Origin of the sequence: Rheinheimera sp., assembly GCF_036568245.1 — a bacterium.
GTDB lineage: Bacteria > Pseudomonadota > Gammaproteobacteria > Enterobacterales > Alteromonadaceae > Alishewanella.
In genome coordinates, this window is record NZ_DATCSY010000296.1 from 1 (window position 1) to 8,784 (window position 8,784).

Annotated in this window: 10 protein-coding genes and 1 pseudogene; 10 read left to right on the top strand and 1 reads right to left on the bottom strand. The window is 51.4% G+C overall.

Annotated elements, in window-relative coordinates; genetic code table 11:
* From VIN66_RS13305 to VIN66_RS13350, 10 genes and pseudogenes are all read left to right on the top strand, one after another.
* Positions 1 to 423 (top strand): annotated as a pseudogene (locus VIN66_RS13305) (TonB-dependent receptor); the annotation flags it as partial.
* 256 nt (positions 424 to 679) lie between these two features.
* Positions 680 to 1,423, top strand: a complete 744-nt coding sequence (locus tag VIN66_RS13310; RefSeq protein WP_331924430.1) for a SapC family protein — start codon at positions 680 to 682, stop codon at positions 1,421 to 1,423.
* Positions 1,424 to 1,432: 9 nt separating this feature from the next.
* Positions 1,433 to 2,500: a cupin-like domain-containing protein gene (locus VIN66_RS13315; protein ID WP_331924431.1), complete on the top strand. Its 1,068-nt coding sequence runs from the start codon at positions 1,433 to 1,435 to the stop codon at positions 2,498 to 2,500.
* A 16-nt stretch (positions 2,501 to 2,516) separates the two neighbouring features.
* Entirely contained in the window at positions 2,517 to 4,019 is a 1,503-nt protein-coding gene (locus tag VIN66_RS13320) for a tryptophan halogenase family protein (RefSeq protein WP_331924432.1), read from the top strand.
* 5 nt (positions 4,020 to 4,024) lie between these two features.
* Positions 4,025 to 4,735 (top strand): DUF6445 family protein, encoded by a 711-nt coding sequence (locus VIN66_RS13325; RefSeq protein ID WP_331924433.1) that lies wholly within the window; start codon positions 4,025 to 4,027, stop codon positions 4,733 to 4,735.
* 194 nt (positions 4,736 to 4,929) lie between these two features.
* The gene (locus VIN66_RS13330) at positions 4,930 to 5,871 is read left to right on the top strand and encodes an FRG domain-containing protein (protein WP_331924434.1); all 942 of its coding nucleotides are present in this window, start codon (positions 4,930 to 4,932) and stop codon (positions 5,869 to 5,871) included.
* 562 nt (positions 5,872 to 6,433) lie between these two features.
* The gene (locus VIN66_RS13335) at positions 6,434 to 6,910 is read left to right on the top strand and encodes a hypothetical protein (RefSeq protein WP_331924435.1); all 477 of its coding nucleotides are present in this window, start codon (positions 6,434 to 6,436) and stop codon (positions 6,908 to 6,910) included.
* Positions 6,903 to 7,139, top strand: a complete 237-nt coding sequence (locus VIN66_RS13340; RefSeq protein WP_331924436.1) for a hypothetical protein — start codon at positions 6,903 to 6,905, stop codon at positions 7,137 to 7,139. The genes VIN66_RS13335 and VIN66_RS13340 overlap by 8 nt, the downstream gene beginning before the upstream one ends.
* A gap of 89 nt (positions 7,140 to 7,228) precedes the next feature.
* Positions 7,229 to 7,486 carry a type II toxin-antitoxin system Phd/YefM family antitoxin gene (locus tag VIN66_RS13345; RefSeq protein ID WP_331924437.1) on the top strand — a complete coding sequence of 86 codons (258 nt, stop codon included), beginning with the start codon at positions 7,229 to 7,231 and terminating at the stop codon, positions 7,484 to 7,486.
* Positions 7,474 to 7,776: a type II toxin-antitoxin system RelE/ParE family toxin gene (locus VIN66_RS13350; RefSeq protein ID WP_331924438.1), complete on the top strand. Its 303-nt coding sequence runs from the start codon at positions 7,474 to 7,476 to the stop codon at positions 7,774 to 7,776. The genes VIN66_RS13345 and VIN66_RS13350 overlap by 13 nt, the downstream gene beginning before the upstream one ends.
* Before the next feature lie 37 nt (positions 7,777 to 7,813).
* On the opposite strand, the gene VIN66_RS13355 is transcribed toward VIN66_RS13350, so the two are convergent.
* On the bottom strand, positions 7,814 to 8,784 hold a 971-nt coding region (locus VIN66_RS13355; protein WP_331924439.1), incomplete at its 5' end, for a sialate O-acetylesterase.

Genomic DNA, 8,784 nt, shown 5'->3' on the forward strand with positions numbered 1-8,784 from the left:
TTCTTCGGTGAAAGCGGTTTTGGTATCCAGGCCAACTACACAGTAGTACGTGGCGATGTCGGCTTTGATACCAATGCTGACCCGAATGAGTCACAGTTTGCGCTGGTCGGCCTAAGTGATACCGCTAACCTGATTGGTATCTACGAGAAAGACAGCTGGCAGGCGCGTATTGCCTGGAACTGGCGTGACAAGTATCTGGCAGAAGTGAATAAGGGTGGCTCGAACAACCCGCGGTTTGAAGAGGCCTACTGGCAAATTGATGTTAACGTTAGCTACGACATTAACCCGCAGCTGACGGTATTTGCTGAAGCGCTGAACCTGACCGGTGAAGACAGCCGCTCACATGCACGTAACAAAGCCATGTTGTGGTATCTGACTGATCTGGGGCCACGCTACCAGATTGGCCTGCGCTACGATTTCTGATGCGCTAGCCGCCACTGACAGTGGCGGCTTTTCTCTGTTCGTTGTACTGTAAAAGCCAGTACCTGGATAAAGATAACTCAAGCAGAGTCGGTTTGCCCTAAGCTAACCGTCTCAGCCCTGGATGGGCTGAGAGGAGCCCCCACGGAAGGGTTTACGGCGTGTTGGCGTGGGCAAACCGATGGCAACTGAATCATTCACTGACCAGCGTGGTTTTTGCAGTACAACAGCAGCTGTACAACAGAGACAGGACACAGACATGACACAACACGTACTGTTGAACAATATCGACCACCAGCATACCCGGGTGTTACACCATTTTAGTGCTGAGTACGGCGACAATCAGGTATCAGTGCCAGTGTTCCCAACCGAATTTACTGCGCTGCAACACGAGTACGCCATTCTGGCACGCTATAATAAGCAAGACGACAGTTTTCACGCCATAGCCTTACTGGGCTTAGCGCCAGACGAAAACCTGTATCTGAGCAACAACAGCGGGAATGGCTGGGACGCCCACTATATACCGGCGCTGATTGAAAAAGGCCCGTTTCGTATCGGCTTTTCACAGCAACAACACGCCACGCCCGAGGCGGTGGTGCATATCGATCTGGCCCACCCTAAAGTTAATAACCAGCATGGCCAGCAGCTGTTTTTAGACCAGGGTGGCAACAGCCCTTACCTGCAGCACATCACTGATACACTGCAGCGTATTCATCAGGGCATGGCGCTGACTAAACCTGTGTTTAATGCTTTTCGCCAGTTGCAATTGCTGCAGCCGGCCAATATTGAATACAGCCTGCAAAACGGCGAAAAGCACCGCCTGAGCGGCAATTATTGCCTTAATACAGAAGCGCTGGCAGCGCTGCGTGGCCCAGAGTTGGAGCAACTACACCAGGCGGGCTTTTTGCAGCTGGCGTTTGCTATGCAAAGCTCGTTGCGCCATATCAGCAGCTTAATTGAGCGTAAAAACCAGTTACTGCAGCGCCAGGCTGCGACGGCCTGAGGCGGCATCATGCATAACGCCATTGCCCGGACGACACCGCAAGCGCTGACGATCAGCCGGCATTGCCGTGTTATTGACAACTGCACAAGCGGTGAGGTGCCACAGGATATTCTCACCGGCAGCGAACCTGTGGTAATTAGAGGTTTAATCAGCCACTGGCCAATAGTGCAACTGGGCCAACAGGGTAATAACGCACTGGCCGGTTATATTAACAGCCACTACAACGGCCAGCCCACTCAGGTGTACCGCGCCGGGCCCGGGCTGAATGGTCGCTACTTTTACAATGACAATGCCACAGCGCTGAACTTTACCGTCAGCACTGGCAAGGTAGATGAGGTTCTGCAACAGCTGCTGGCCTGGCAGAGTTTGCCAGAGCCGCCTTCAGCCTATATCGCTTCTAACCTGATCCAGAGCCATTTCCCGACACTCAGCGCTGAACTGCCGTTACAACTGAACCGGCCTAAACCAGACTACGCTACCGAGCCTGACAGAGTCAGTATCTGGCTGGGTAACCGCTCGGTTGCCGCCTGTCATTATGATGCATCAGAAAATTTAGCCTGCTGCGTGGCCGGTAAGCGTCGTTTTACGCTGTTCCCACCGGATCAGGTTGCTAATTTATACCCAGGCCCACTGCAGCCGACACCCGGCGGTCAGGTAATTAGCATGGTTGATTTTGACCAGCCTGACTTTCAGCGTTACCCAGGTTTTGCCGATGCTATTACTGCGGGCTGCATTGCGGAACTGGAACCCGGCGATGCGCTGTACCTGCCCAGCATGTGGTGGCACCGGGTAGCAGCGCCCGGCAACTTTAACGTGCTGATCAATTACTGGTGGAGCAACGCCCCGCGCTATACCGGCTCTGGCATGAATTTGCTGTATCACGCCCTGTTGTGCCTGCGCGAGAAACCCGAGCATGAACGCAAGGCCTGGCAGGCGCTGCTGAATTACTACGTATTTGACGACCCGCAGCAGGCCGCTGCACATTTACCGCCAGTGGCACAAGGCGTGCTTGGCCCGCTGGATGATATGCAGGCCCGTCAGCTCAGGGCCATGCTGCTTAACCGTTTAAACCGCTAACAAGAAGGACTCTGCCGTGCACACTGATACTGAACATCACCCCGCAGTTAAAAAAGTGGTTATAGCCGGTGGCGGCACGGCCGGCTGGGTAGCGGCAGCGGCGCTGTCAAAACGTTTAAAGGGCCAGATAGACGTGGTGCTGGTCGAGTCAGCAGAGATTGGCACTGTCGGCGTTGGCGAGTCGACAATACCGCCGGTGCAGCTGTTTCATAACCTGCTGGGTATCGACGAGCAGGAGTTCATGCGCGCCACCGACGCCACCTTCAAACTGGGTATTTCGTTTGAAAACTGGGGTCAGCTGGGCGACCGCTATATCCACCCCTTTGGTGTTACCGGCAAAGGCAGTTTTCTGGCTGATTTTCAGCATTATTACCTGCATGGCCGCACGCTTGGCATAGAGGCACCTTTTGGCGACTACTGCTACGAATTGCAGGCAGCGTTGGCCGGCAAGTTTGCCAAAACCGACAGCTCAAACATCAGCTACGCCTATCATCTGGATGCCACGCGCTACGCCCGCTTTTTACGTGCCTTTAGCGAAGCGCAGGGCGCGGTGCGCATAGAAGGCAAAATTGCGCAGGTGCAGCAGCAGGTAAATGGCGATATCCGTGCACTGGTGCTGGAAGACGGTACTGAAATCAGCGGTGATTTATTTATCGACTGCACCGGTTTTCGCGCGCTGTTGATTGAACAAACACTGCACACCGGCTTTGAACGCTGGGACCACTGGTTGCCCTGCAATAAAGCCATGGTGGTACAAACTGAATCGGCCAGCACCCTGCCGCCTTACACCCGGGCGATGGCACACGACAGCGGCTGGCAGTGGCGTATTCCGCTGCAACACCGCGTGGGTAATGGCCTGGTGTACGCCGCCGACTACCTGCCAGACGATAAAGCCCGGCAACGGTTACTCGGCAACCTGGAAACAGCACCGCTGTTTGAGCCACGAATGCTGAGTTATCAAACCGGCCGGCGTAAAAAGTTCTGGCATAAAAACTGTGTCGCGCTGGGCTTATCCAGCGGCTTTATTGAACCGCTGGAATCAACCAGTATTTATCTGTTTATGAATGGTGTGATCCGGCTGCTACGGTTATTCCCGTTTAACGGTGTGCAGCAACCGCTGATTGATGAATATAACCAGCAGTCGATCAGTGAACTGGAGAAAATCCGCGACTTTATTATTCTGCACTACCACCAGACTGAACGCAGCGACAGCGAGTTCTGGAACTACTGCCGTACTATGAGCATTCCAGATTCACTGGCGCACCGGATGGAGCTGTTCCGCGCCAGTGCTCATGCGTTTCAGACCGGGGAAGAAATGTTCCGGCTGGAATCGTGGTCGCATGTGATGCTGGGGCAGCGCCTGATGCCACAAAGCTATCATCAGTTAGTCGCCAGCCTGCCGCCGCAGCAATTGCAGGCGCACTTACAGCAAATTCGTGACACCATCAGCCATGCGGTGGCGCGTTTACCCAAGCACAGCGACTTTATCCGCCAGTACTGTGCCGCCAATACGGATTGATAACCATGCTGGCCGCTAACCCCGCGATGCAAGTCCGTTGTCTGCGCCCCGGCAGCGAGCAATCGCCACTGCTGCTGGTGGATAACTTTCTGGCGAAGCCAGAGTTGTTAGTCGCCGATGCCTGTCAGCAAAGCTTTAGGGCTAACTCGCCTTATTACCCCGGCGTGCGTGCGCCGGCACCGCTAGCGTATCAGCAAGTGCTGCTGCAAAGCCTGACACCGGTATTACGCGATGTATTCGCCCTGCCCGCCGGCTCCCTGAGTTTTTCGGTCTGCCACTATTCATTGGTCACCACAGCGCCTGAACAGTTAAAGCTACTGCAGCGCATTCCGCATTTTGACACCACCGAAAAACATGCACTGGCAGCAGTGTATTACTTATTTCACGGTAATCACGGCGGTACTGCGTTTTACCGCCATCGCCAGAGTGGTTTTGAAACCATAGATGACAGCCGCGCCGCGCAGTATTACCGCGCGCTGGAGGCAGAAAACGACGGCCCCAACCTGCCAGGGCGCAATGCCGGCTATATTCACGGCGATACACCGCTGTTTAGCCAGATAGCCGAAGCCGAAGGTGTATTTAACCGGCTGGTGATCTACCGACGCCATGCCCTGCACAGCGGCGTAATTCCCCCCACCGCCAGCTTATCGGCCGATCCAACACAAGGGCGGCTAACCATCAGCAGCTTTATCGACTTGCAGCCAGAGCGTGGCTAAACATTCCGGATCCTTGTTAGACGGCTTGACCGGTACGTGGCGCCAGCATCAACCTCCGATGTACCGATAACTTATTGTCCGTTTAACAAAAGCGGTGTAGTGTTCTGGATATTAAGATTCCGAAGACCGAAAAGTGTTTATTTAAACACAGACTATTTCTGTCGAATAAGCGCTACGTTATTGAAGGAACACTGATGTTTGACGAGGATATTTCAATCAAAAGTGCTCGAGAGCTAATTGATTGCTTTCTCGATGAAAACATTTTGGCTCCCACAAGCTTTTTTGATGTGAGTGAGCGACTCACAAGCGGGTATCTTTTTCGTGGGCAGGCTCGCAAGGATTGGTCTCTTCTGCCATCAGCGCATCGTGCGCCTGAGCTACTAAATAATTACACGCCTCAACCACCTAGCAAGAGGATGCTGGAGGAATTTGAGCGAAGGGAGTATTTAGCATTCCATATTCATGCGGAATTGAGAGCTGTTCAACTCTTTTTAGAGTCAGCTGATAAAGTTGGGCTCAGTACGCCACTTGACTACAACTCTTTGGCACTACACCAGAAGATTTTTGAAGATTTGAGTTCAGGCAAAGAAATTGAACTGGATTCAGACTTCCCAGCCCCTCAGTTTTTGACAAGTATGGCAATGGCACAACATTACGGCGTTCCTACCAGGCTTTTGGACTGGACGGAATCACCTTTGATAGCAGCTTATTTCGCTGCTGAAAAGGCATCAAGACTAGCCGGTTCTGACCGAGAACAATCTGAGTTCTCAATTATTTGTCTCGGCACACAGCTTCTTCGCAAAGTTAGCAGCCTCACATATGTCTCTGCTCCAAGGGCAGGCAATCACTTTCTAAGAGCTCAGCGTGGAGCCTTCACGGTGATTAAAAATGCCAATCAGTATTTCCTTGAAAATGGTAAGTGGCCTAGCATCGAGGATATCGTAACTAAAGAACGAGATCCGGGAATAATATATACCCGTTCTCCTTTGATTCGATTTTCATTGCCTGTGGGTGAAGCAGATGAACTTCTGCGTTTGCTCTATCGGTTTGATGTATCAAGGCTAACTGTAATGCCATCATTTGAAAATGCAGCGGAGCATCTCGCATACAAACGAGCTTTGTGGCAAAAGGGTTGAAAGGCGTTAAACAGCGTCAGATCGAAATTATCCAAGCCGGGTGTTAGAAACCTTTATGAAAAACATAATAATTTTAATCTCTTTGCTTTTACCTTGTTGTGCATTCGCGGTGAATGAAATCAAAGTGCAAGCCGATCTAGAGTTTCTGTTAGATACCCAAAAGGAATCTGGAAAATTATGCTTTGGTGAAAACGATTGCTCGACCTGGTCTACTTTCTACTTGTTCAATGCGAATGTAAACAAAGTAATCGTTGGTACTGAACCTAGCCCGTCATTTAATAAGCGGGGTCAGATCAAGATTAAATGATGGTTATAACCATCCTCGCGACGTCAACCAAGATAAAACCACCCTCCTACTGTCATAAAACCTTGACGTTAAACGTAAAAGCATCTTTATAAATTACCTACCTTTTCACATCTGATAGAGCTAGCCCTTTACTCATTGTTAAAATAACGTTTTATAGGTTAATATTTTGAGCTTTGACGAATCTGATTTTGCAGTCCAGTTTCAGGCCTTCTGGTACGAACCAAACGTTAAACCTTTAAGATAAAGGACTACTCTATGAACACGATTGAAAAACTACTAATATCGCGTGGTGAGCTTGAGCGCATTTACGTTGGACAGTTACATCTGTACCTTTGGCGGGCACTTCACAACTCAGCCAAAGCAAATAATCCGCTATATCCTGATTTTGAGGAGCGTGAAGTTCGCGCTGGCGTATTGCGAGCGCCAGATGTAGAAGTGACAAAAGATAAAAGCGGCAACGAATTGGTCGTATCGCAACTTGGTAAAGGTACATCGTTATTCGATAAGCCCGGCGCGTTCGGAGCAGGCAACTGGACTTACTTTGAGATCCCGGAAGGCACACAGATTCCATCTGGATTAATCATTACCAAAGATAGTTATAACAGACGTTTTAATGCCACGCATTATTCGATAAGCCCTAATTACACTATGCCAAAGTCACAATTTATCGCTTTGCTGGATCAATTAGCCCGAAATGCAGAAGCGCAAAGAAGGAAGCTGGGAAATGGTTGAACTTAGTCTTGCCACCCTGATGGTGAGCATCCAGGCAGTGGCCAAACAAATTGAGTATTTTGAAGGTCTGTTGAGCTCTGAAACCGTAAGGGATAAAGAGGAAATCCAAGAATTGCTGTTGTCACTGGATAATGCAGCGGAAGAACTTAAACAGGTATACCAAAGCCATCGGCAAGAAGGTAGCAATTTCCCGGTGTATGAGAAGTTGGTACAGCCAAAAGCTAGTTAAACAGACCGATTATAGTCTCTTTTAAAGGCGTTGCCCTTCCCACAAAGTGATACTATAGTGTCACTTTAAAATTAAGTCAGAGCGAGCCTATGAAAGTTGAACTGGTTACCAACCTTAAGCGCCAGGCTACTAAGATTCTGGCGGATCTACATTCATCGAAAGAGCCCGTACTGATTACCGAGCATGGCCAGCCATCTGCCTATCTGGTTGATGTACAGGATTATGAGTTTATGCAGCGCCGGCTTAAGCTGCTTGAGGGGCTATCCCGCGGAGAGCGGGCGGTGCTTGAAGGCAGAACCTATAGCCAGAGTGAAGCCAAACAGAAAATGAGTAAATGGCTGAAGTAATCTGGGCAGAGCCCGCTCTTCAGGAACTGGACGCCATAGCCGAGTACATCGCTTTAGACAATCCTGCTGCCGCTAGCAAGCTGGTAAAAGACGTTTTCGATAAAACCGGGCGTTTGGAAAGCTTCCCCGAATCCGGCCGCATTGCGCCAGAGCTGCCTGATTCGGTTTACCGGGAGCTGGTGGTGCCACCCTGTCGCATTTTTTATCGTCAGGAACAGCAGCAGGTGTTTATCCTCTACGTTATGCGGGAAGAAAGACAGCTTCGTACGTACATGCTTGAAAACCGCTAACAGCCCGCAGCGAACTCTGCTACGTCTGCAAATGGCATCAATCTGCCGGATAAACAAAAGGCGACGCCGGTAAGCCTGCCTGGTTATATAGCACCGCATCCGGGTTATCGGCCCAGGCGTAGCGCACCTGCACTGGCGCTTTAATATCCGCATGTGACAGCACTACCTGTTTACCCTGCAGTTGTACCTGCGCCCAGCGGTACTGGCCGTCGCTGCCAGCAATGGCAAAGCTTTGGCCGGGTTTGAGTACCAGCTGCTGGTCAAAGCTGAGCAGCAGTTTATCGCCCTGCGCTTGCACCTTTTGCAACTGCGGCCCCTGGTATTGCACATCTTCGCCCAGTGCTACCGCACGCGCCGCTAATGCCAGGCGCTGACCGAGCGTTTTTTTATCCACCGGGTGGATGTCGTTCCACTCGCCTACGTCAATCGCCACCACCATAGCGGTATTGGGCTCGTCCTGTACGCGCCGCTGCGCTTCACGTAGCACGGCCCAGCCACTTTCGGTGGGCTCTGGGCTTTTCTGCAGATAATTGGCCAGTTGTACATATAAAAACGGCAGCTCTGGCTGTTGCCACTTGGCCCGCCAATCACGGATTAAGGCACGAAAGCGGCGCAGATACTGCTGTTCGCGACCAACATTCGACTCGCCCTGATACCAGATCACGCCTTTTAGCGGCAATGTGGTCAGTGGCGCCGTTAGGCCGTTATATAGCCCCAGCGGTTGCCAGCGGATAAAGGTATCGCCCGGTAACACTTCGGCTTTACCACCGGTGCGCATTTTCCAGTCGCCGCTAAGCGCTATTTGCTGCGTATCGTTGCCCAGCCAGTAAGGTTTATCCGGCATCAGGCCGGTTTTACCGGTGGTCGCGGTAATACGCACGGCAATCAGGTTAGTGCCCGCTTTTAGCACAGCAGGCGGCAGCTGATAACGCCGCGGCGGGTACTGGTACGTGGTATGGCCGACTTTAACGCCGTTGATATACACCTCATCGGCATCGATGATAGAAC

Excerpts from the sequence above, each read along its gene's own strand:
- VIN66_RS13310 (WP_331924430.1), top strand. The coding sequence starts at position 680 with ATGACACAACACGTACTGTTGAACAATATCGACCACCAGCATACCCGG.
- VIN66_RS13315 (WP_331924431.1), top strand. The coding sequence starts at position 1,433 with ATGCATAACGCCATTGCCCGGACGACACCGCAAGCGCTGACGATCAGC.
- VIN66_RS13325 (WP_331924433.1), top strand. The coding sequence starts at position 4,025 with ATGCTGGCCGCTAACCCCGCGATGCAAGTCCGTTGTCTGCGCCCCGGC.
- VIN66_RS13330 (WP_331924434.1), top strand. The coding sequence starts at position 4,930 with ATGTTTGACGAGGATATTTCAATCAAAAGTGCTCGAGAGCTAATTGAT.
- VIN66_RS13335 (WP_331924435.1), top strand. The coding sequence starts at position 6,434 with ATGAACACGATTGAAAAACTACTAATATCGCGTGGTGAGCTTGAGCGC.
- VIN66_RS13340 (WP_331924436.1), top strand. The coding sequence starts at position 6,903 with ATGGTTGAACTTAGTCTTGCCACCCTGATGGTGAGCATCCAGGCAGTG.
- VIN66_RS13345 (WP_331924437.1), top strand. The coding sequence starts at position 7,229 with ATGAAAGTTGAACTGGTTACCAACCTTAAGCGCCAGGCTACTAAGATT.
- VIN66_RS13350 (WP_331924438.1), top strand. The coding sequence starts at position 7,474 with ATGGCTGAAGTAATCTGGGCAGAGCCCGCTCTTCAGGAACTGGACGCC.